Source organism: Lacticaseibacillus pantheris DSM 15945 = JCM 12539 = NBRC 106106 (genome assembly GCF_001311175.1).
GTDB classification, from domain to species: Bacteria; Bacillota; Bacilli; order Lactobacillales; family Lactobacillaceae; genus Lacticaseibacillus; species Lacticaseibacillus pantheris.
Genome location: NZ_BBAI01000007.1, coordinates 46131 through 67503, shown reverse-complemented (window position 1 = coordinate 67503; position 21373 = coordinate 46131). Strand labels below are relative to the sequence as shown.

16 protein-coding genes and 6 pseudogenes are annotated in these 21373 nt (G+C 56.4%); 14 read left to right on the top strand and 8 right to left on the bottom strand.

The features are described 5' to 3' along the window. Window positions 1–16 precede the first annotated feature (16 nt). The 10 genes and pseudogenes from JCM12539_RS15090 (at window position 17) to JCM12539_RS04075 (ending at window position 8225) form a co-directional block, all read left to right on the top strand. On the top strand, window positions 17–478 hold the full coding sequence (locus JCM12539_RS15090) for a diaminopimelate decarboxylase family protein (RefSeq protein WP_369396063.1): 462 nt from the start codon (window positions 17–19) through the stop codon (window positions 476–478). 61 nt (window positions 479–539) lie between these two features. After that, a pseudogene (gene dapD, locus JCM12539_RS04110) lies at window positions 540–1254 on the top strand (2,3,4,5-tetrahydropyridine-2,6-dicarboxylate N-acetyltransferase). Window positions 1255–1328: 74 nt separating this feature from the next. Then, window positions 1329–2481: pseudogene (locus JCM12539_RS04105) on the top strand (N-acetyldiaminopimelate deacetylase). A gap of 772 nt (window positions 2482–3253) precedes the next feature. After that, complete coding sequence (gene dapA, locus JCM12539_RS04100) at window positions 3254–4123, top strand: 4-hydroxy-tetrahydrodipicolinate synthase (RefSeq protein WP_054649474.1); 870 nt, start codon at window positions 3254–3256, stop codon at window positions 4121–4123. Window positions 4124–4129: 6 nt separating this feature from the next. Beyond that, window positions 4130–4396, top strand: a complete 267-nt coding sequence (locus JCM12539_RS13910) for a Rossmann-fold NAD(P)-binding domain-containing protein (protein ID WP_225350235.1) — start codon at window positions 4130–4132, stop codon at window positions 4394–4396. Further along, complete coding sequence (gene dapB / locus JCM12539_RS04095; RefSeq protein WP_225350234.1) at window positions 4303–4878, top strand: 4-hydroxy-tetrahydrodipicolinate reductase; 576 nt, start codon at window positions 4303–4305, stop codon at window positions 4876–4878. Before JCM12539_RS13910 ends, dapB begins: the two co-directional genes overlap by 94 nt. Before the next feature lie 33 nt (window positions 4879–4911). Continuing rightward, window positions 4912–6093 (top strand): aminotransferase class I/II-fold pyridoxal phosphate-dependent enzyme, encoded by a 1182-nt coding sequence (locus JCM12539_RS04090; protein WP_054649472.1) that lies wholly within the window; start codon window positions 4912–4914, stop codon window positions 6091–6093. Window positions 6094–6116: 23 nt separating this feature from the next. Next, entirely contained in the window at window positions 6117–7208 is a 1092-nt protein-coding gene (locus tag JCM12539_RS04085) for an aspartate-semialdehyde dehydrogenase (protein ID WP_054649469.1), read from the top strand. 88 nt (window positions 7209–7296) lie between these two features. Further along, entirely contained in the window at window positions 7297–7869 is a 573-nt protein-coding gene (locus JCM12539_RS04080) for a GDSL-type esterase/lipase family protein (protein WP_054649467.1), read from the top strand. 155 nt (window positions 7870–8024) lie between these two features. Next, window positions 8025–8225 (top strand): hypothetical protein, encoded by a 201-nt coding sequence (locus JCM12539_RS04075; RefSeq protein ID WP_054649465.1) that lies wholly within the window; start codon window positions 8025–8027, stop codon window positions 8223–8225. Window positions 8226–9002: 777 nt separating this feature from the next. Here the strand turns inward: JCM12539_RS04075 and JCM12539_RS04070 are convergent. The 8 genes and pseudogenes from JCM12539_RS04070 to JCM12539_RS15080 all read right to left on the bottom strand — a co-directional run bounded on the left by JCM12539_RS04070 (window position 9003) and on the right by JCM12539_RS15080 (window position 17227). Beyond that, the gene (locus JCM12539_RS04070) at window positions 9003–9293 is read right to left on the bottom strand and encodes a hypothetical protein (RefSeq protein ID WP_054649463.1); all 291 of its coding nucleotides are present in this window, start codon (window positions 9291–9293) and stop codon (window positions 9003–9005) included. Window positions 9294–9438: 145 nt separating this feature from the next. Next, window positions 9439–9816 carry a hypothetical protein gene (locus JCM12539_RS04065; RefSeq protein WP_054649461.1) on the bottom strand — a complete coding sequence of 126 codons (378 nt, stop codon included), beginning with the start codon at window positions 9814–9816 and terminating at the stop codon, window positions 9439–9441. Window positions 9817–9874: 58 nt separating this feature from the next. Next, window positions 9875–10726: an electron transfer flavoprotein subunit alpha/FixB family protein gene (locus JCM12539_RS04060; protein WP_369396061.1), complete on the bottom strand. Its 852-nt coding sequence runs from the start codon at window positions 10724–10726 to the stop codon at window positions 9875–9877. Next, entirely contained in the window at window positions 10639–10848 is a 210-nt protein-coding gene (locus JCM12539_RS15085; protein WP_369396064.1) for a hypothetical protein, read from the bottom strand. The genes JCM12539_RS04060 and JCM12539_RS15085 overlap by 88 nt, the downstream gene beginning before the upstream one ends. Window positions 10849–10861: 13 nt before the next feature. After that, window positions 10862–11650 carry an electron transfer flavoprotein subunit beta/FixA family protein gene (locus tag JCM12539_RS04055; protein WP_054649459.1) on the bottom strand — a complete coding sequence of 263 codons (789 nt, stop codon included), beginning with the start codon at window positions 11648–11650 and terminating at the stop codon, window positions 10862–10864. A gap of 12 nt (window positions 11651–11662) precedes the next feature. Beyond that, window positions 11663–12784 (bottom strand): acyl-CoA dehydrogenase family protein, encoded by a 1122-nt coding sequence (locus JCM12539_RS04050; RefSeq protein ID WP_054649457.1) that lies wholly within the window; start codon window positions 12782–12784, stop codon window positions 11663–11665. A gap of 945 nt (window positions 12785–13729) precedes the next feature. Beyond that, a pseudogene (locus JCM12539_RS04045) lies at window positions 13730–14436 on the bottom strand (glucosamine-6-phosphate deaminase). 405 nt (window positions 14437–14841) lie between these two features. Continuing rightward, window positions 14842–17227 (bottom strand): annotated as a pseudogene (locus JCM12539_RS15080) (ATP-dependent DNA helicase). Window positions 17228–17335: 108 nt separating this feature from the next. On the opposite strand from JCM12539_RS15080, the gene JCM12539_RS04035 reads away from it, so the two are divergent. From JCM12539_RS04035 to JCM12539_RS04020, 4 genes and pseudogenes are all read left to right on the top strand, one after another. Then, window positions 17336–18049: a hypothetical protein gene (locus tag JCM12539_RS04035; RefSeq protein ID WP_225350231.1), complete on the top strand. Its 714-nt coding sequence runs from the start codon at window positions 17336–17338 to the stop codon at window positions 18047–18049. A gap of 30 nt (window positions 18050–18079) precedes the next feature. Continuing rightward, window positions 18080–18921 (top strand): annotated as a pseudogene (locus tag JCM12539_RS04030) (sulfite exporter TauE/SafE family protein). After that, on the top strand, window positions 18921–19298 hold the full coding sequence (locus JCM12539_RS04025) for a DUF1634 domain-containing protein (protein ID WP_061777632.1): 378 nt from the start codon (window positions 18921–18923) through the stop codon (window positions 19296–19298). Before JCM12539_RS04030 ends, JCM12539_RS04025 begins: the two are co-directional and overlap by 1 nt. A 96-nt stretch (window positions 19299–19394) precedes the next feature. Then, window positions 19395–19996 (top strand): annotated as a pseudogene (locus tag JCM12539_RS04020) (nitroreductase family protein). Window positions 19997–21373 lie beyond the last annotated feature (1377 nt).

Sequence of the window (21373 nt, the reverse complement as noted above, 5' to 3'; positions counted from 1 at the left end):
GGACACTGACTGGACGATGCCGGCTATTTGGATTGAACCGGGGCGCTCCATCGTGGGCCCGGCCGGAATCACCCTGTATACTGCGGGTGGCACCAAGCAGATTCCGGGCGTCCGGACTTACCAAACGGTCGATGGCGGCATGGGGGACAATATCCGGCCAGCTTTGTACCAGGCCGAATACGAAGCCGTACTGGCGGACCGACCGCACGCGGAGACCACGCAGGTCGTGACGCTCGCGGGCAAGTACTGCGAGTCGGGCGATATCCTGGTTGACCGGGCGGCGCTACCACCGGTCGTTCCGGGCGATATCCTCGCCGTTTTGGCGACCGGGGCTTACGGGTACTCCATGGCTTCGCATTATAACCGGAACCCGCTGCCCGCCGTCGTCTTTTGCGAGGACGGGGAAGCGCAGGTCGTGGTTCGTCGCGAAACGTGGGCCGACCTGCTCGCCTTTGACCAGCCGTACCAGCACCACTAACTATGGGTATAACTTTTTAAAAATTGATGCAGACAGACATTCCAATGGAGGACACAACACTATGGCACAACCATTCAACGCAGAACAAATTATCGAGTACATCGCAAATGCGCCCAAGACGACGCCCATGCACGTTGTCTTTGCTGGGGATACTAGCAAACTGACGGACGTACCCGCCGGCGTCGAGAGCTTCCTGGACACCAAAACCGGGCAGCTGTTCGGGGATGCCGGGGTGATTAAGCCGTGGCTGGAAGCCAACCAGGCGGTCATTACTAACGCGCACGTTGAAGTGACGGGCCGCAACACTGGGGTGCCAATGCTGGATATCAGCAACATTAACGCCCGTATTGAGCCTGGTGCCATCATTCGTGAGCACGTGACGATTGATGACAACGCGGTCATCATGATGGGTGCCGTGATTAACATTGGTTCCAAGATCGGCGAGGGCACCATGATTGACATGGGCGCCATCCTCGGCGGCCGCGCAACGGTCGGCAAGCGGTGCCACATTGGTGCTGGCACCGTCCTGGCCGGAGTCGTGGAACCCGCATCCGCCACGCCAGTAATCGTGGAGGATGACGTACTGATTGGCGCCAACGCGTGGTACTGGAAGGTATCCGTATTGGCAAAGGTGCGGTGGTCGCTGCGGGCGCCGTTGTCATCGATGACGTACCGGCCAACGCCGTTGTTGGTGGCGTGCCAGCAAGATTCTGAAGATGAAGGATGCCAAGACTGACAGTAAGACTGGTTTGATTGACGCACTGCGTCAGCTGTAATGCCTTTGGTCGTGATCGTCACATTCACTAGTGATGTGGCGGTGGATACTAAATAACGTAAGGAAGTAGATTCCATGACAGACTTAGACGCTGACGCGCTGATTGCAATTCGGCGCGATTTGCACCAGATTCCTGAACTTGCTTTGCACGAAACCCGCACGCACGACTACCTGATGGCTAAGATTCAGTCCTGGCAGTCGTCGTGGATGACCATTAAGGGCGTGCCGGAAGTACCGACGGCGATTATGGTACGTCTGGCGGGCACGGATCCACGCCGCACGATTGGTTACCGCACCGATATTGATGCGCTACCGGTGACCGAGGCGACCGGCCTACCCTTTGCCTCCACGATTCCGGGCCAAATGCACGCGTGTGGGCATGACGTCCACATGGCCGTAGCGCTAGGCATTCTACAGCATTTTGCCGCGAACCAGCCGCGTGATAACATGCTGTTCTTCTTCCAGCCTGCTGAGGAGGAGGATTATGGTGGGTACCGCGTGTACCAGGCTGGCGCGTTTACGGGCGAGTGGCAACCGGACGAATTTTTTTTGCGATTCATGACAATCCGGCGCTACCGGCTGGCCAACTGGCGACGCGTCAGGGGACACTCTTTGCGGGTACGACCGAGATTTACTTGACCCTGCGCGGTTTGAGCGGTCACGCGGCGTACCCACAGCGGGCCAAAGACTCGTTGGTGGCTGCGGCGGCGTTCATTATGCAGGTACAGACCATCGTATCGCGGAACGTGGATCCGCTGCGGGGTGGTGTCGTCACGATTGGGAGCCTGCACGCGGGTACGGTGCCGAACATCATCCCGGGTGAAGCAAAGTTGTCGGGGACGATTCGCGCGTTCCGTCAGGCGGACATTGAGATGATGCAGCAGCGGGTGCGGGATATCGCTAACGGTGTCGCCGCCACTTATGGTGTGGAGGCCGACTGAAGCTGATTCAGGGTGGCTATATGCCGGTAGAAAATGCACCGGAGCAGACAGCGGACATGATGGACTTCATGGCGGCGGATCCCGACACCGACTTTGCGGAGGCCGAACCCGCAATGACGGGGGAGGACTTCGGCTTCCTGACGCAGAAGTTCCCGGGCACCATGGCGTGGCTGGGGGTTAACGACCCCGAGCACACGTTGCACAGCGACAAGCTGAGTCCGGACGAGGCCTCCATCAAACCGGGCGTCGCCGCCTTCATCCGCTTCTTCAACCACCGGATGCAGTAGCATGGTTGTGTGGCGCGTGGTTTGAGCCCGGGAGGTGTTCCGACTTTGTGGGTCGCTCCACGGTGACCGCTGCTAGGGCGAAACCTCCAACTCGCAAAGTGCGCGAGTTTCCGGTGCGATTTAGAGCCTGCCTGCCAAATGCGGGCAGTCAGTCTCTAAATTCGTCGCGCTGTACATCGCTGCGCTCTTACAGCGGTCACCGTTCCGGACCCAGTCGTCTACACACCTCCCGGGCCCAAGCCACGCACGGATGCGTTCGTAAGCCAATTTGGGTGCAAGTCGGCGTTCCAAGCGTCAGGAATGAGGTGACCGGGCCTTTTGACCAGTTGGCGTTGGTAACAGTCGTAATGGTATCCTCCCATTTAGGTAACGGCACACTTAATATTGTAGCCGTGTTCCACCACTATGTGTCGGGAACGCGGGCGGGGTTTGGGGTGGAGGCGTCGTGTCCGGAGACGTGGTTGCTGCGACCCCAGAGCGCTGTAGGAACGGAGTGACGTACAGCGGCAAATCTTGGAGACAAAGTGGTTTTCTTTGGCTCCGAGATTCGCGGGAGGCCGGGACGGCCGGAGCGTGCGGGTGTAGCAATTACGGCGCAGGGCACGTAAGCCGCAACCCCAAACCCCGCCCGCGGGTTCTAACCACGAAAGTCGCAACTCACCGGGCTGGCCGACGCTGCCGCAACCCCAAACTACTGAAGAAAGTTGCCCTACAGAACGTGCAATAATAGGGAAAAGTGCTATCATTTGTGTTTCAAGAAAGGACGGAGAACATGTTTGAGAATGAACCGATTATGACGGCCATCATCACGCCTTTTACCGATGACGACCACATCGATTTCGACGCCTTGGACAAGTTGGTCGACCGGTTGATCAGTGAGCACACCAATGGATTTGTGGTTGGTGCAACAACCGGCGAGGCACCAACTTTGACCCACGACGAGAAAATCGCGTTGTTTGAACACTTTACGCAGTACGTTGCCGGTCGCGCCAGCATCATCGCTAACGTTGGTACCAACAACACCGCCGCTTCAGCGGACTTTGCCCGCGAGGTGAGCGCCATTAAGGGTGTCGACGCCGTGCTGGCCGTGAACCCGTTTTACAACAAGCCGAGCCAAGCGGGGATGGTTGCACACTTCCAGGCCATCGCCGACGCATCGGCCGTACCCGTGATTATCTACAACATCCCCGGTCGTACGGTGGTAAAACTCGATAACGATACGCTCGTACAACTGGCGCAGTACCCCAACATTGGTGGTGTGAAGCAGTGTACCACCATCGAGGACCTAGAGTACCTAGTCGAACACACACCGGCCGACTTTGCCGTTTATACCGGTGAGGATGGCCAGACCCTCGGGGCCATCCAAAGTGGCGCGCGCGGCGTCATCTCCGTGGCATCCCACCTCTATGGCGAGCGGATGCACCAGATGATTACCGACTACCAGTCCGGCAAGACGGACGTTGCCCAGGAGACCATGTCCTGGCTGGCACCGCGAATGGACGCGTTGTTTGCCTACCCATCCCCAGAACCGGTCAAGATGATGCTGGCACGCCGCGGCGAGATTAAGAATAACCTCCGCCTGCCAATGATTCCGCTGAATGAGGCCGAGACGCAACACGTACTATCAGTATTGGAGGGTTAATCACTTATGACAACAGTATTTGTATCCGGTGCTTCCGGTAAGATGGGCCGCAAGGTTGTGCACATGTTGCAGGCAACCGACGATTTACGGGTGGTCGGCGGCTTGGACCGTGCGGCTAGCGACGCGGAGGACTTCCCCATCTTTGGTGATACCGCCGACATTAACGTCACGGCGGACGTGTGGGTGGACTTTACCATCCCACGGCGGCGCGTAAGAACGCCGAGTATTCCTTGGCCCACGGGTTCGATACCATTATCGGGACCAGCGGCATGAGTAACGACGACTTTGCGGCTTTGGGTAAAATTGCCGCTGACAACGGGCGTAAAGTGATGATTGTACCGAACTTTGGTATTTCTGCCGTACTGATGATGCAGTTCGCGGCCAAAGCAGCTAAGTACATGCCCGATGCTGAAGTGGTCGAAATTCACCACAGCGATAAGATTGATGCCCCGTCCGGTACTGCCCGCGCCACGGCTCAGGCAATCAGCAAGGCGCGTCAGGCCAAGCCGGTGGCGCCTAAGCAGACGGACGCACCGGCACGTGGTGAATGGATTGACGACGTGCCCGTGCACGCGCTGCGCCTACCGGGTTACGTGGCGCAGGAAGAAGTCATCTTTGGCGCTGAGGGCGAAAGCCTGAGCATCAGCCAGATTTCGTACGACCGCTCGTCCTTCATGGCGGGCATTCGGCTGGCTATCCGTAACGTTGCGGACCTGCCAGACGCTTTGACGGTCGGCCTGGATTCGTTGCTATAACCACTGTGAGATTGGGAAAGAAGAGTAATTGTTATGCCAGAACTCAAGTCTAGTCTTGCGGGATTAGGTAACCGTGCGTTAGGTACGGTCCCGCCATCAGCCATTCGTGCGGTTGATAACAAGATTTCTACCATCCCGGGGATCATCAAACTGACCCTGGGCGAACCGGACTTTGCGGTTCCGGAACACATTAAGGCGGCTACCGAAGCCGCGATTGACGCCGATTGGTCGCATTACGCACCATCGTTTGGTTACCTCGAACTGCGCCAGCAAATTAGTCAGTACTTAGCCGACCGGTTTGACGCGCACTACCAGGCGGACGGTGAGGTCGTGGTGACCGTGGGGGCTACGGAGTCCATCTTCGCCGCCATTAACGGGCTGTTTAACCCGGGCGACACCATCATCATCCCGACACCAGAATTCCCGCTGTACGAGAACGTTGCGCACATTTGTGGGCTGAACGTGGTCACGGTCAGTACCGCACCGGAGTTTATTTTGACCCCGGAACGGTTACAGGCCACCTTGGCTGCCCATCCGGAGGCCAAAGCAATTGTGCTGAACTACCCGAATAACCCCACGGGCGCAACGTACACCCACGAGCAGGTCCGCGCGGTTGCGCAAATTCTGTCGTCGACGGACCTCGTCGTGTTGTCCGACGAAATATACGCGGAGATTGCGTACGAGGAGGATCACCTCAGTATGGGCCACCTGCTACCAGAGCAGACCATATTGATTAGTGGTTTTTCCAAATCGCACGCGATGACGGGTTACCGTGTGGGGTACGTGGCTGGACCAGCAGCTCTCATCAAGTTGGTTGGTAAGATGCACCAGTTCTTGGTGACGACGGCGGCCAGCCCGATGATGAAGGCGGGTGAAGAAGCCATGCGTAACGGCCGGGAAGATGGTCCACGGATGCGGGATATTTACCGCCAGCGCCGCGACCTGATTATGGCCGCGTTGAGCAAGGTGGGCTTTACCGCACCTAAGCCGGCCGGCGCGTTTTACGTTTTTGCTAAGATACCTGACACGATGATACAGGATGATGTACAATTCGTGTACGATTTGGCCGAGAAAGCCAAAGTCGGTGTGGTACCCGGGTCTGTCTTTGGCCCCGGCGGTGAAGGTTACATTCGTTTGTCGTACGCGGCATCAACGGAGAATCTGGAAGAGGCCGGCCGACGCATTCAAGCGTACGCAGCTGATTTAGTCGATTAATTACGTCAAATGGGAGAATGATCATGACAGAAAAGCAGTATGTAGTCGCAATTTTGGGTGCAACGGGGGCCGTGGGTACCCGCATGATTCAGCAATTGGAACAGTCAACGATTCCGGTCAAGGAAGTCCATCTGCTGGCTTCGTCCCGTTCCGCGGGGAAGACACTCTACTTTAAGGGTGAACCCGTCACGGTCGAGGAAGCCCGTCCGGAATCCTTTGATGGCGTAGACCTTGTGCTGTCATCAGCTGGTGGCTCGGTTTCCGCCAAGCTTTTGCCAGAAGCCGTGAAGCGTGGGGCGGTCTGTGTCGACAACACGTCGTACTTCCGGATGAACGATAACGTGCCGTTGGTTGTGCCTGAAGTCAACGAGGACGCCCTGGCGGACCACAACGGTATTATTGCTAACCCCAACTGCTCAACCATTCAGATGATGGTCGCCCTGGAGCCAGTGCGCCAGCAGTTTGGCCTGAAGCGGATTATCGTGTCGACCTACCAGGCCGCTGGTGGGGCCGGGCAGTCTGCTATTAACGAGCTCAAGCGCGAAGCCAAGGAATACTTGGACGGCGAAGAGATGCAGGCAGAGATTCTGCCGGTTAAGGGCGAAAAGAAGCACTACCCACTGGCCTTTAACTTGTTGCCACAGATTGATGTCTTCGAGGATGATGGCTACACTCACGAAGAGTGGAAGATGATTCACGAAACCAAGAAGATCATGCTGGGCGACAAGAACTCACCGGACATCAAGGTCACTGCTACCTGTGTGCGGGTGCCAGTGCCGATTGGTCATGGTGAGTCCGTATGGTTTGAAGTCGAAGACGGCAACACGCCAACCCCTGACGAGTTGCGTACAGCCATGACCGGGTTCCCCGGGCTGGTTGTGCAGGATGATCCGGCTAGCCAGCTGTATCCACAGCCACAGACGGCTGAGGGTAGCCGGGACACCTTTGTGGGTCGGATTCGTCCGGACCTTGAGACTAAGGGTGCGTACAACTGCTGGGTCGTTTCCGACAACCTGTTGAAGGGTGCCGCTTGGAACGCCGTACAGATTGCGGAATGCCTGGTGCAGCGCGACCTCGTGCGCGTGCCTGCTGGCAGTGCTGCTAAGTTTAACTAAATGCGTGGTTAAGGGAATCGTGGCAACTGGCTACGGTTCCCTTTGCGTTTTATAGAGGCATGCAAAGTTGAAGGGGGATTGATTAATAGTGCGACTACTACTAACTGGTGATAGCCTGTTAGCTCGGAGGGAGGACGCCCACGGACCATTGATTAACAAGGCACTCCTTAATCGTCGTCCGTCTATAAAGATTGACAATACGGCCATTGGGGGCGACCAGACGCCTGATTTACTACGGCGGGCGCACAATGATGTGGTGATCCGACCGCATGCAGACTGGGTCTTCATACTAATCGGTACGAATGATGCGGCGGCGCATAAGCTGGTGCCGTTACCCGAATTTACCGCCAACGTACAACAAATTATGGATCAAGTGGGCACGGTGTATGCTGGTGCCCGTGTAGTCATGATTACCCCACCGCCGGTTGACGAGCGGCGGCAGCGCACCCGCAGTAACGCGCGGATTCGCGAGTACGGGCGCGCAATCCAGCAGGTTGCCAGGCAGCACGGGGCTCGGGTGCTGGATTTGTACCAGTTGTTCATGCGCGAACCAAACTTGGCCGCCGTTGTGGATGGCAGTCTGCACGACGGGCTCCACTTTGGTAAGTATGGTTACGGTATTTTGGCGGACGCATGCTGGAGATGGTTGATGGTGCGGTAGACAAATAAGCGCGAATGCACAAATTTCGCCTCATTGTTAGCGCTTACACAAATGTGAGTTATAATGATCTTGTAACCGGGTGAACTATTTTAATCACGCCGGTGCTGTTTGTTGGGCTGGCATTGAGTTATGGGTTATGAGAGCTGGTGTGCGTTATGATGGAAAAGTTAGCTGCTGTAGCATTGATTGCATTATCCGTTTGGCAGTTCTGGCAATTTCGCCATGCACTTAAGGCGGTGCGGACGAGCGGCGGCCAGTCGACGAGCCCATTCTTGGGCTTTGGCTTCTGGTACGGTTTGTTCTTTGGCATCATTCTGTTAATTATGGCGTTGGGGATGTTGACGGGACAGGTGTAGAGAGCGGAGCAGGCCGTTTAGAAGGCAGAGCATAAGCAACTATAACCAAAGGCCCGGGTTTGGCCTTTTGGTTATAGTTGCTTATGCGGCGTCTTCTGGCCTGCGCAGCTCGTTTCCATACGCACGACTAACGAGGGGGCAGTGTAGCGTTCCCACGTTAAGTTGGGAAAGTTCGCACTTGGATTCTTGTTCGGGTTTGCTTATACGTCGCTTTCTGGCCTGCGCAGCTCGTTTCCATACGCACGACTAACGCGGGGGCAGTGCAGCGTTCCCATGTTGGTTGGGGAAAGTTCGCACTTGGCCTTGTGGTGGTAGTGCTGTGGCATTCCCCCAACTATGCTGGGGTAGTTCGCTCTTGCCCCTTTGCTTAGCGTTCCATATGCGTTATTTCCACGATATCAAGAGACCAATCCTAAAATATGCATCCCCCAGCATAGCGTCAGGCGTGTTTGGGCAAAGCGGTTGGTTTGTTGAAGCTTACGGTCAGACTATATGCTTTTGGTGACCGACCCGTTATAATAAGCGGGTGGTCAGGGTAATGCTTGCATAGTTCGATGCCGTCCACAAGGTATTATGGCGACCTACTTTGACTGCAAAAGTCATGTTTGAGTAGTTATTGAACTGGCTCATGCCAGGCAGCCGCGGGTTTGGTTAACCTGCAGGCGCCGGCAATGAGGTAAGCAGCATACATATATGGCTCGCTACGCCGTCGTGCACGGTGTACACAAATGGCCCCCGCATTCCTTTGGCGCGGGGGCCATTTGTGTACCATCAAGACTAGGCGTTGCGGTGGGGCCGCTGATCCAGCCGCCAGAACGCAAAGAGTGTGCCGCAGTAGACGACTAGTAGTACGAGCCAGTAAATAAAGTTCATGCTCCCAACGGCGACGGTGAGTACCATCTGGCAGACAAAGAAGATGAGCCACAGAATACCGATTACCAGGAGCGCCTTTTGCCGCAGGGCCCGTTCAGGCATTAGCGCGCTACCAAGCGGGAAAACCACGATGTATAGTAGCGCCAATGAACCAATGATGGAGATACCAAAGGAGTTGGTGTGGGTGAGCCACAAGCCACGAGTGCTAATGTACTGTAAATGGCAGCGTTATAAACAAATCCGAGGCGTAACAAATTAATCAACCTTTCTTGAGCCGAACCGTCCGTGTCCGGGGTTACTAATGACCATTATATCAAAGTCGGTGGGGTCCGCCGTGATGTTAATGGTCTTCATGGTGCGGTCGTTGCTCGGACCACCAAATGCCAACAATACCGGCAGCATAAAGGACACCCGTGATGACCCACGCAAAGATGCCGTTAGAAGCGATGTAATGGTGCCCCACAGTGTTGAGGACTAGGTACACCAGGTAGAATGGGGCCATACGCCCGAGAACGGCGCCCCGTACGTCTTTGTCTGGCACCAACGCGTTACCAACTGGAACGAGCAGGATGAGCAGCATACCCAGTAGCGGGATCACGCCAATCCAGAAGCCCCACGTGTACTGACCGAACTTTGCGGTGATGGGACCTAACCAACTGAGAAAGATGATGAACGCGGTAAAGGTGAGTGCGCTGTAAATAAAGTTGCGATTATGCATTTTGATTGTCCTTTGTCCGGTTGACGGTTACGGGACCCTGCGTACAGCATCGTGAATGCTAGTTAATGCCGAGTCGCTTGGCGAGAGATTTCAGGAAGGCGTCCGCATCCCCGACGTACACGTAGTCGCTTTGCGCCATGATGGGGGCGTTGTCGTCGCGGTTGACGGAAATGATGAGTTTACTTTGGTCAATGCCTACCAGGTATTGGGTCGCGCCGCTAATGCCGACGTTAATGAGCAGCTCGGGCGCAATCGTGTTGCCAGATTGGCCGATTTGCTGCTCAACGGAAAAGTCGTCGCGGTCCGTGAGGGGGCGCGAAACGCCGACGCTGGCCCCCAGCTTGGCGGCTATCTGCCGGGCCAACGCCACCGTTTGGTCAGACGCGGCACCACGGCCGAGGGACAGCACCTTGCGGGCACCGTTCACGCCCGTAGCGGTGGATACGGCCACGTGTTCGTCGATAATAGTGTCACCAACTGACGCGCTGACGGGCACGTCGCCATCACGAATCACCGTCTGGCTGTTGGTAACCCGTTCAGCGGCAAAGGTGTTGGGGCGGACCGAAACCATTTGCGGCCGGGCTTGTGGGCACGTAATTTCGCACATGACGTTGTCCCCGTATGACGGCTTGACGGCCACCAGGAGGTTGTCATCGTAGCGGAGGTCCAAACAGTCAGCCGTGAGCCCGGTGGTCAGCTGGGTTTGAACCCGCGGCGCTACTGACCGGCCTTGCGGAGTGGCCGCAAACAGGACGCTGTCGGGCCGTTCTGCACGTGCCAACGCGGTGATAACGTCGGCCATGGTGCGGTCACTGGCCCGCTTCAGTTTTGCGTCCCGCACGCGAATAATTTCGTCCGGTCCGTAATCGGCCAGTTGTTGCTCAAAGCTGTCGTCGTCGCCCTCGAGCAGGATGGCGACGACGGGCCGTCCGTTGGCGATTTGCCGGGCTTGGTGATGAGTTGAAAGGTGACGGGCTGTATGCGGCCAATGGCGCGTTCGGCTACCACCCAAATTGCGTTTGTCTTTGTCATGATTTTGCCCCCCCTAGATTAGGTTTTGTCGCTGCAGCTGCGCGATCAGCTGGTCAACGGCCTCGTCAGGTGTGCCGGTCAGTGGTCGTGTGGCCCGTTGCGTCGGTGTTGGTGCGTATACTTTGGTGACAACGGTTGGCGACCCCGCTAACCCGATGCGGTCGGGATCAAGGTTGAGGTCTTGTTCCGTCCAGGTGGTGATGGTTTTGGTGAAACTATCCTGAATGTTGACGGGAGTTTCGTAACGGGGATGGTTAATTTCACTGCGAACCGTGATGACTGCGGGGGTAGTAAGTGCGACGGTTTGGGTGCGGTCGTCGAGGTCGCGCTGGACCGTTAGTCCACCGGTTGCATCTGGCGTGATCTTGTTCACGAACGTAGCCTGCGGGACGCCCAGCAGTTCTGCGGTGATGGGCCCGACCTGCCCGGTGTCCGCGTCGACTGCCTGCCGGCCAAAGAGGGTGAGGTCCACGCCGCCGATTTTGTTAATCGCGGCTGCGACGGTGTAGCCAGTTGCGAGCGTGTCGGCCCCGCCGAATGCGCGCGAGCTGAGCAAGTAGCCGTCATCCGCGCCCATGGCCAGGCCGTCGCGGAGGGCCTCAGTCGCTGCGGGCGGGCCCATGGTCAGCACACTTACGCTACCACCAATTGCGTCGCGCAACTGCAGCGCAGCTTCGATGGCGTTCTTGTCGAATGGGTTAATCCGGCCGGTAGTGCCAGAGCGCACCAGGTTATGGGTTACGGGATCAAACTTCACGTTATTGCTTTCCGGAACCTGTTTAATGCAAACAACAATTTTCATGATGATAGCCTCCTACTTGTTGAGCTCGGACTGAGCAATAGCCGAGCGCATCTTTTCAACGGTGCCTTCAGCAATCTCCATGGCGCGGGCATCGAGAATCAGGTGTGCCAGCGGGTATTCCCGGCTGTAGCCGTAACCGGCGAGGACTTGTAGGGCGTCGTCACAGGCACTGACTGCGGTGCGTGAGCCATACGCCTTCGCCATTGCGGCCTCCTCGGAGTAGCTTTGTCCCGCGACTTTGAGTGCGGCCGCCCGTTGGTAGAGCAGCTTCGTGGTCTCTTTGCCAATTGCGATGTCCGCCAGTTTCCGTTCGATACTTTGCAGGTGGCCGATGGGGACGTCGATGGCCTTACGCTCGTTAGCGTAATCGGTGGCGACATCCAGTGCGTGCTCCATGATGCCCGTCAGCGCGGCACCCATCAGGATGCGCGCGTCGTCGTGGGCGGAGTCGCCGACCAGCATGCCGTCACCCTGTTGGCTGAGTAGGTGGTCTGCGGGGACGGTCACCTCATCGAGGACGATTTCGCCCACCGGCACCCCGCGCAGACCGATAAAGTCCTCCTGCTTGCCAAAGGAGAATCCGGGCATGCTGGAGTCCACGACGAACACGGATAGTTCGTCTGGGGCAGTTTTGGCCAGGACACAGTAGACGGTGGCCAGACCGCCGTTGGTAATCATGATTTTGTTGCCAGAGATAACCCAGTGGTTGCCAACTTTGCGGGCGGTAGTCTGGATACCCATGGGGTTAGAGCCACCACTCGATTCGGTCATGCCGAATGCAAAGATGTGGCTGGTGGCCGTAGGGAGGTACTTGTCTTGCAACGATTGCGCGCCAAACTTAATAATCTGCTCGACGGTCTTGTAGTGTCCCTCCAGGGTTACCGCTGCGCTGGCGTTACCCTGGGCCATCCGCCGCACGACCTCGGCGGTGATTTCGGGATCAAAGTCGGCGCCCCCGTACTGTCGTGGTAGCATGAGCCCGAGGAACCCCGTACCAATCATCTTGTCCAGCAACCCCTCGGGATAGTGGCCGTCCGCATGAATCTGCATGTCGTAAGGCGCAACTTCCTGATTGGTAAACTCGCCGACCATGCGCAACAACATATTTTGTTGTGGTGTCCAGTTTAATTCCATATTCGTCACCTAACCTTTATTATTTACGTTCTGCGTTCTACGTTGTAACCGTGTTCTCATTCTGTTTATACACTATCCGCGGGTGTAAGTACAACTGTTGTGGGGGTGGGGCGGCAGCGTAGGTCGGACCAGTGAGCTGCGGCTTACGTGGGGTGCTCCATGGTAATCCACTGCTAGGGCGAAGCTCCAACCCGCCAGGCCCGGGCGGGTTTCCGCCGCGATTTCAAGACCGGCCGGAAAACCGCCGGCCGGTCTTGAAATTCGTCGCGTTCTAACGGCTAAAGCCGTAATAACGTTACACCCCGGCAGTGGTTACCATTCCGACCCCACACGCCTACGCCCACTGGTCCGACCGACGCGGCCTACCGCTATGGGGTGAAAATTTGACTCATCGTTGATTGCCTAATTACCATAATCAGAACGTGTGGCCTGGCAGCAAGGTGGATTGGTTTGCCCGGTGTGCAAAAAAACACCATGCCAGGTAGGCATGGTGGATTGGAAGGGGTATGTGGGACGAATAAACCGAGAAATGGAGGTGCATAGTCCTCTAGTTGGTGGTAAACACCACACCGCTTCCTCGTTAGTCGTGCGTAGGGAAACGAGTTGCACCCCGCAGAAACCGACGTATAAGCAAAACCAGACAAGAATCCAAGTGCGGGATTCTCGTCTGGTCTTACTTATACTCTGGTTTCTAACCGCGGGGTTCCGCTCTCTAAACGAGCTCCGCAGGCCAGAAAGCGACGTATAAGCTACTAGCACCAAAGGCCAAGTACGGGGCACTATATGGGCGGTCAACACCACACCGTCCCCGCGTTACCTTTGCTTATTGAAACGAGCTCCGCAGGCCAGAAGACGCCGCATAAGCAACTCTAACCAAAAGGCCAAACCCGGGCCTTTCGGTTAGAGTTGCTTATGCTCTGCCTTCTAAACGGCCTGCTGCGCTCTCTACTTACTCAACTTACTAGCCGCCGCCTCGTCAACAAACACAATCACGTTGTCGTGGTTTTGCAATACGGATGCTGGCACGTCCTCCGTTACCGGACCCTCAACCGTTGCCTTAATGGCGTCAGCCTTGTCTTCACCGAAGGCCAACAGGATGATTTGCTTGCTCTTCATAATGGAGCCAATGCCCATGGAAATGGCGTAACGTGGCACGTCTTCTTCATGTTCAAAGAACCGTGCGTTGGCGTCAATCGTCACTGCGTCAACGTTACTTTGTGGGTGCCCTCATCAAACGGTGTGCCTGGTTCGTTGAAGCCGATGTGGCCGTTACGACCAATGCCCAGCAACTGAATATCGATGGGGTGCTCCTCGATAATCTGGTCGTAATCCTTAGCAGCCTGCTCGATGTCTGCAGCCTGACCGTCTGGGACAAAGCTTTGCTTGAATGGCTTCTTGCTGAACAGGTGCTCGTTCATAAAGTAGTGGTAGCTCTGGTCGTTCTTCGTGTCCAAGCCCACATACTCGTCCAGGTTAACGCTGGTCATCTTGCTGAAGTCCAGATCACTACTGGTCATGTCGTTGTACAGGTCAACGGGGGAGCTACCCGTAGCCAGACCCAAAGTCTGAATACCATTGCCCATTGCGTCCTTAATTACGTTAAATGCCGCCTTGCTAGCCGCTGCCTTACCGTCAAATACACGTACATCCATGATTGAATCCTCCTTGATTGTCTTCCGCTCGTTTGGTCTATACCAATGATATTATCAGGGGCGTTGAAAGTCAAGCTTTTCTAACCTTAGTGTAGCCGGTTTCTTTGACGGGTGCTATAGCGGGTGTTGGTTGGTATACGTCCTATTTGAGCGGGCGGAATTGTAGCGTATTTTTGAATTCAAAATAGCCTCCCAACTGGCGTGATTACTCCCAATGTTGTGAGCAATCGGCTACCAGTAGGAGGCCAAATTAGTTGAGTTCTGAAGTGTGGACGGGATGAAACTACGCTATTTGTTGACCAAAGCGCCAACAAACCAGGCTGAGAAAATTAAAACCACTCCTAGTAGAACCAGCAGTATATCTTTTTTTAAAGTTGACCTTTTTCCCTCGAGCACCTAGTTAGCTTACACATCACTCGGTTCCGGATGCTCCGCCCAAAAGTTGGTTAACGTTGCGGCCAGTTCGCGCGTGCTCCGCGTGTTCGCCTTGACCTGCCAGTGGGCCGGCAGCAGTTGCCGGTAGCGGGGCTCATTGAAGCGGGCGTCCAGTAAGAGGATGACGCCCACGTCATGGGCGCCGCGAATGACTCGCCCGCCAGCTTGCAGGACGTTGTTGAGCCCGGGGAGTTGGTACGCGTACGCAAAACCCTGGCCGTTGCGTTGCTGGTAATACTGCTTGATGCGGTCGGTCTCGCTGGACAGTCCCGGCAACCCGACCGAGACGACCGCCACCCCAATGAGCGCCTGTCCGCGGAGGTCGATGCCCTCGGCGAAACTCCCGCCCAGTACCGCGAAACCAACCACTGGTGGTTGTCCCGGTGCAAAGGCGTCGAGGAAGGCTTTGCGGTCCGCTGCGGACATCGCGCTCCTTTGCGTAACCACATCGCATTGTGGGTTGGCCCGCACAAAGGCGTCGTGCACCGTCTCAAGGTAAGCGTACGACGGGCAAAAGACCAGGTAGTGGCCGGACCGCGCCGTGACCATCACCGTCAATGCGGCGATTAATGCCGGTAGGCTGGCGGTGCGTTCGCGGTACGTGGTGCGCACGTTGCCGGCGACGATTACCGCCTGGTTGGCCGGCGGGAACGGTGACGGTAACGTGTACGCCAGGCTGTTGTCGGTGCCGCCCAGGACGTCGCGGTAGTAGTCCATCGGGGTGAGCGTGGCCGAAAACAGGACGGCACCGTGACCGAGGGCGAGCCGCTCGTCCACAAATTGACTGGGGTTCAGGCACATTTGCTTCACCGTCAGGTCCGCTCCGTCGCGGGCAACGCTCGTTTCAAAGGCGTCGTCGTACAACTCGGCAATTTTGAGGTAGGCGTTGGCGGCAAAGAAAGCGTCCAGACCGGCATCCAGTACCTGGTCAACCTCCGCGTTCTTCTCGGCTTCCAGCCACTCGTGAAACTGGGTGGCAAAGGCATCGAGCTGTCAATTAGGGGCTCAATGGGCTCCTGCTGGAAGTGCTCCTCGCGCTGCAGGTTGGTGTCCAGTACGTCCATAGTGTCTTCGACGCCGCGGATGCTCTTACGCAGCCGGGTAATGCGTCCACTTTTCAGACCGGATAATTGGGGGATGATGTCAGCAAATGCCTGCCGTGATACCGCAGCACTGTACATGTTGCGGGCTCGGTCCACCAAATTGTGGGCCTCATCAACCAGAAAGCAGTTCTCGGGGTCAGGGTTTGCAAAGAAGCGTTGCAGAAATACCCGTGGGTCGAATAGGTAGTTGTAATCGCAAATGATGACGTCACAAAATAGGCTGGCGTCCAGCGAAAATTCGAACGGATCGACGGTATGTTTACGGGCGTACTCCTCGACTACCGCACGAGTAATGAGGTCGTTATTAGCGAGCATGTCCAGTAACGCGGGCTTGAGCCGGTCGTAGTAGCCGAGCATGTACGGGTTTTGCGTGGGCTCGTCGGGTTCGTCGTCAAAACGGATTGTGTCCCGGGCAGTGATGGTGATACTTTTCGCGGTCAGGCCGGCATCGCCCATGCGGCCCATGGCGTCCTCGGCCACGTGGCGGGTGGCGGCTTTGGCCGTTAAGTAAAACGCCCGGTTGATGAGCCCGGCACCCATGGCTTTAACGGCGGGAAACAGGGTGGAGATGGTTTTGCCCGTACCAGTGGGAGCCTGCACAAAGAGTCGCTGGCCGGTGTAAATGGTCTTGTAAACTGCGCCAGCAAAGTCGTGTTGGCCCGCACGAAATTCTGGAAAGGGAAACTGGAGGGCCGCGGCGGTCTCGTTACGGCGTTTGATGATGTCGCTGCGTAGCTTAATCCAACTACCAAACTCCGTAATCAGCGCTTGGTAATTATCCGCCAGCTGGGCCGCGGTGTATTCGCGGCGATGGTGGCTCTCGTCCTGGTTGCGGGTGTTGACGTAAATCAGGTCGATGGTGAGGCCGTCAAGTTCCCGTTCCGTGCACAGATAGTGGCCGTAAGTTTCGGCTTGCGCCCAGTAGCGGTCGACGGTGTTGGGGGTGAGTTGGTCAAAGTCGCGGGCGGAAGTCTTGATTTCTTCCAGAATGACGGGACCATCGTCAGGGGTGATCACCCATCGGCCCGGCCGTCAATGGTGTACTCAACGTCGGCGATGGTTTCATCCCGTTTAAGGTAAACTTCCGACTCGTATTCGTAGTCGGAGTTATCGGCGTGGGCATCCTGGATACGCCGGTGGATTCGGCTACCCATCATGGCGGTATTGTTGCTGGATTGCGTGACCGGATTAAGGTCGCCGCTACGCACGGTAAACTCAACCAGTTCCCGTACACCAATTCTCGTTGTGGCCACGTACTCACCGCCTTTGCAATTGATTCAGGCATCGTATCCCAATTTTAAATAGGTTACGTTGTGCCCGTCGTGTGTGGTACCGCGACCTTTAGTATAGATGTTTGGCGGGTGGCTGACCACCAGAACTTGCAGGGGGTGCGGCTGTTCGATATGATGAGTGCAGTTATGGCGTGTGCACGCGCGCCTTTGCATATAAGAAGGGAATACCAAATTATGGAGATCAACGTACAGAAATATCTTGATGCCGTGACGAACACGGACTTTGTGATTGCTGAACACACGGTGAAACCATCGGCAGTGGAGCAGGACGGCGTAGCGGCGGCTCTTGCGCCCATGGTGGCCGACGCTCAAACCAATCTAGCGGCCGGCCGTATTATGCGCAGCGTGGTCACCATCACGAGCGCGGAACCGACCACCATTGCTTTGGAGGCCGGCGTGGTGAACCTGCCCATGGCGGACGCAAGAAAATCACCAATTTTTTTGGGTAACGACGAGATTGTGCCGGTGCGGGTGTACCTGACCGTCGCCAACAAGTTCCTGAACGCATCCGGGTTCCGCATTGACGAGGTCGCAACGGCGGACGAGTTTATCGCCAACGCGGATCAGTACGGGCAAAGCATTGTGGCCTCCGTCCAGGAAAAGCTAGCGCATATTGCTGAGGAAGCTGCCAAGCCTCAGGAGGAGGTTAAACCGCAGACCGTTAAGAAGACGACCACGAAGCGCAAAACTACGCGCACGGCCAAGAAGACGACGGCGAAGAAGACCACGACGCGTAAACGTACCACCACTAAGAAGGCGGCCACTAAGAAGACAGCCAAGTAGTAGTGGGCACGGTAGGGAGGCCGAGGAATGATTAACCAGATGATTTTATTAGTAGTGACCGGTGTTGCGGCCGGCATTCTGGGTGCCATTATGGGTATCGGTGGGGGATGATTATTACCCCCGTGCTGACGGTGCTGATGGGGCTGCCCATCCAGTACGCCATTGCGGCCAGCATTATCGCGGTGATTGCGACCAGTTCTGGTGCGACCATTGCGTACCTCCGCGACGATATGTTGAACCTGCGGGTGGCGATGTTTCTCGAAATCGGGACGACGGTGGGTGCCATCGTGGGTGCTATCGTTACGGGCATGGTTCCGTCCAACATTTTGTACTGGCTGTTTGGCGCGTTGTTGGTATTTTCCACCTACAACATGATCCGTAAGTTGATTGGTAAAACCGACGCCGCACCAGCGGACCATCCTGACGAGCTGGCCACCAAGTTGAAGCTGAACGGCTCTTACTACGATAAGGCCACAAAGAAGCAGGTTGATTACACCGTCACCAACGTTCCGGGCGGGATGACCATGATGTTTGGGGCGGGGCTAGCCTCGGGGATGCTGGGTATTGGTAGTGGTGCGTTCAAAGTGATTGCGATGGACACCATCATGAAGATGCCACTCAAGCCTAGTAGCGCCACGTCTAACCTGATGATGGGGGTAACGGCTGCCGCGAGTGCGACCGTGTACTTCTTTAACGGGTCACTGCGGCCGGAAATTGCGGTACCACTCGCACTGGGAATTCTGGGTGGCGCGTTGATTGGATCACGGATTATGCCGATTATGCCCACGCGGTTATTACGCATGATCTTTGTACCCATCATTGGTTTCATGGGGATTCAGATGCTGCTGAAAGGATTCGGGGTGACCATCTGATGCAAAATCGTGAACGGGACCAGATGCACGAGGAAACCAAGTACGTTGAACTACTAATTGGTCGTATCATGCGTATCGGTGTGATTGCGGCGGTCGTGGTCTTACTTATTGGGCTGGTGTTGATGCTCTTCCAGGGCGGCAACTACGCCACGGGCTCGCAACCACACCGCTTTGGGACAATCTTCACCGGGCTGCTGCACGGTCAAGCCGATGCGGTCATGATGGTTGGCTTGTTCCTGCTCATCCTGACGCCGGTACTGCGAGTGGTCGTTTCCATATATGCTTTCATGGTGGAGCACGACCGTCTGTATGTGTGGATAACCACCGTCGTACTAGTCATTCTGGCGGTTGCGATGGTCATCGGTTACTTTGGGTAAACGGGTCACCGAAAATCAGTTCGGTACTGTACTTACAAAAAAATAAGCTGGTAAGATGATTCTTGTAAGCAAAAAGATAAGGTGGTTATTACAGTTATGGAAACTAAACTTTTGGATTTGTTAAACCAGCGGCACTCAATTTACGCGCTGGGCAAGAACGTTAAGCAGAGCGACGAGGACATCGTGGAATTGGTGGAGAACACCATTCAGGCAACGCCACACGCATTTAACGCCGTTACGACCCGCGCGGTCTTCCTGTTCGGTGCTAAGCACGACGAACTGTGGGACATCGTGGTTAAGCGGCTCAAGAGTGAGGTGCCAACTGAGGCGGCCTACGAAAAGACCAAGGAAAAGATTGCTAGCTTCAAGGCGGCTTACGGGACCATCCTTTACTTTGTGGACACGGACCAGGTTGCCCAGCTGGAAAACGACTTCCCGCTGTACGCTGCTAACTTCAAGGATTGGGCGGAACAGGCTGAAGGTGCCATCCAGACCAACACTTGGGTAGCGCTGGCCGAAAATGGCATCGGCGCTAACCTGCAGCATTACAACCCGATTATTGACGACTTGGTTCGGGATGCATTCGACATTCCGGCAAACTGGAAGCTCCGCGCGCAGATGGACTTCGGCTCCATCGAGCTGGTGCTGACGCCAAGGACAAGATGGACAAGAACGACCAGTTCAAAGTCCTGAAGTAACTCGAACACAACCTTATACAGGTGCACCAACAATACAATACTCAACAAGGCCGCGACCCCGTGTCGCGGCCTTTTATACGGTGGTGGGTGGACGGCAGCGTCGGTTGAACCGGTGAAATGCGGCTTAGGTGGCTGTGAACACGCGGGTGGTATTTGGGACTGCGGCTTGCGTGCCCTACGCCGTAGGTTGCTACGGTGGCGGGTGGGCGGCCGCGTCGGTCGGCCCGGCGAGCTGCGGCTTACGTGGGGCACTCCATGGTAATCCACTGCTAGGGTGAAACCTCCAACTCACCAAGCCCGGGTGAGTTTCCGGTGCGATTTCGAGCCCATCCGGAAACCCGCCGGCTGGTCTCGAAACTCGTCGCGTTCTAATGGCTAAAGCCATAAGAACGTTGCACCCCGGCGGTGGTTACCATTCCGACCCCACACGCCTCCGCTCACCGGCCCGACCGAAGCGGCCTCTTGCTACTGTATAGGTAACGTCTCCGGGCGCGACACCTCCGTCCCAAATACCACTCGCGGGTTTCCGAGACATAGTGGCAGTTGTTACCATTCCGACTCCACCTGTCTCCACTCACCGACTCGACCGACGCGGCCTCTCGTTACTGTGTAAGTCACGGCTCGTGGCGCTAATCTCCGTCCCAAACCCCGCCCGCGGGTTCTCGATACACGGCGGTAATGGTTACGGTTGCGTTCCACACGCCTCCGCTCACCGGTCCAATCGACATGGGCTCATGATACTGTTGAAATCACGTCTCAGGTAACGTTGTGTGCATCTCAAAACTTAGACCACGGTCTACCTGTACGCATTGATGAGCTCGGCAAATCACTGATTTAGTCGTTACTCATAATCGGAGCAAAGAGCGGGGGCCAGCAAAGTGACGGTGGGGTGGAGGCGCTTTGCCTGTAGACGTGGTTGTGATAGTAGGTAAGGCCGCGTCGGTCGGGTTGGTGAGTGAAGGCGTGTGGGCCGGAGCGGTAACCACTGCTCGGGGAACACAGGCAGTTTGCGCTTTAGCGCTTACTGCGTGTTTCTCGCAGGAATGGCGTAGCCAGTCCGAGAGTTCCATAGGCTTTAGCCATTAGAACGCGACGAGTTCTGAGACTGACCGGTGGGCTTCCGGGCAGGCTCAGAATCGCACCGGAAACTCGCATGCACTTGGCGAGTTGGAGGTTTCGCCCTAGCAGTGGATTACCGCGGAGCGCCCACGGAAGCCGTAACTCATCAACCCGACCAACGCTGCCGGCGACCACTAAGGTTGCAATCATGGCGCAGGGCACGGAAGCCGCAACCCCACCACCACTTTGCCAGCACGGACCACCCCGCCGGCCAGAACCGCCACTGCGCGGTGACGATAGCGGTATAATATATACAGT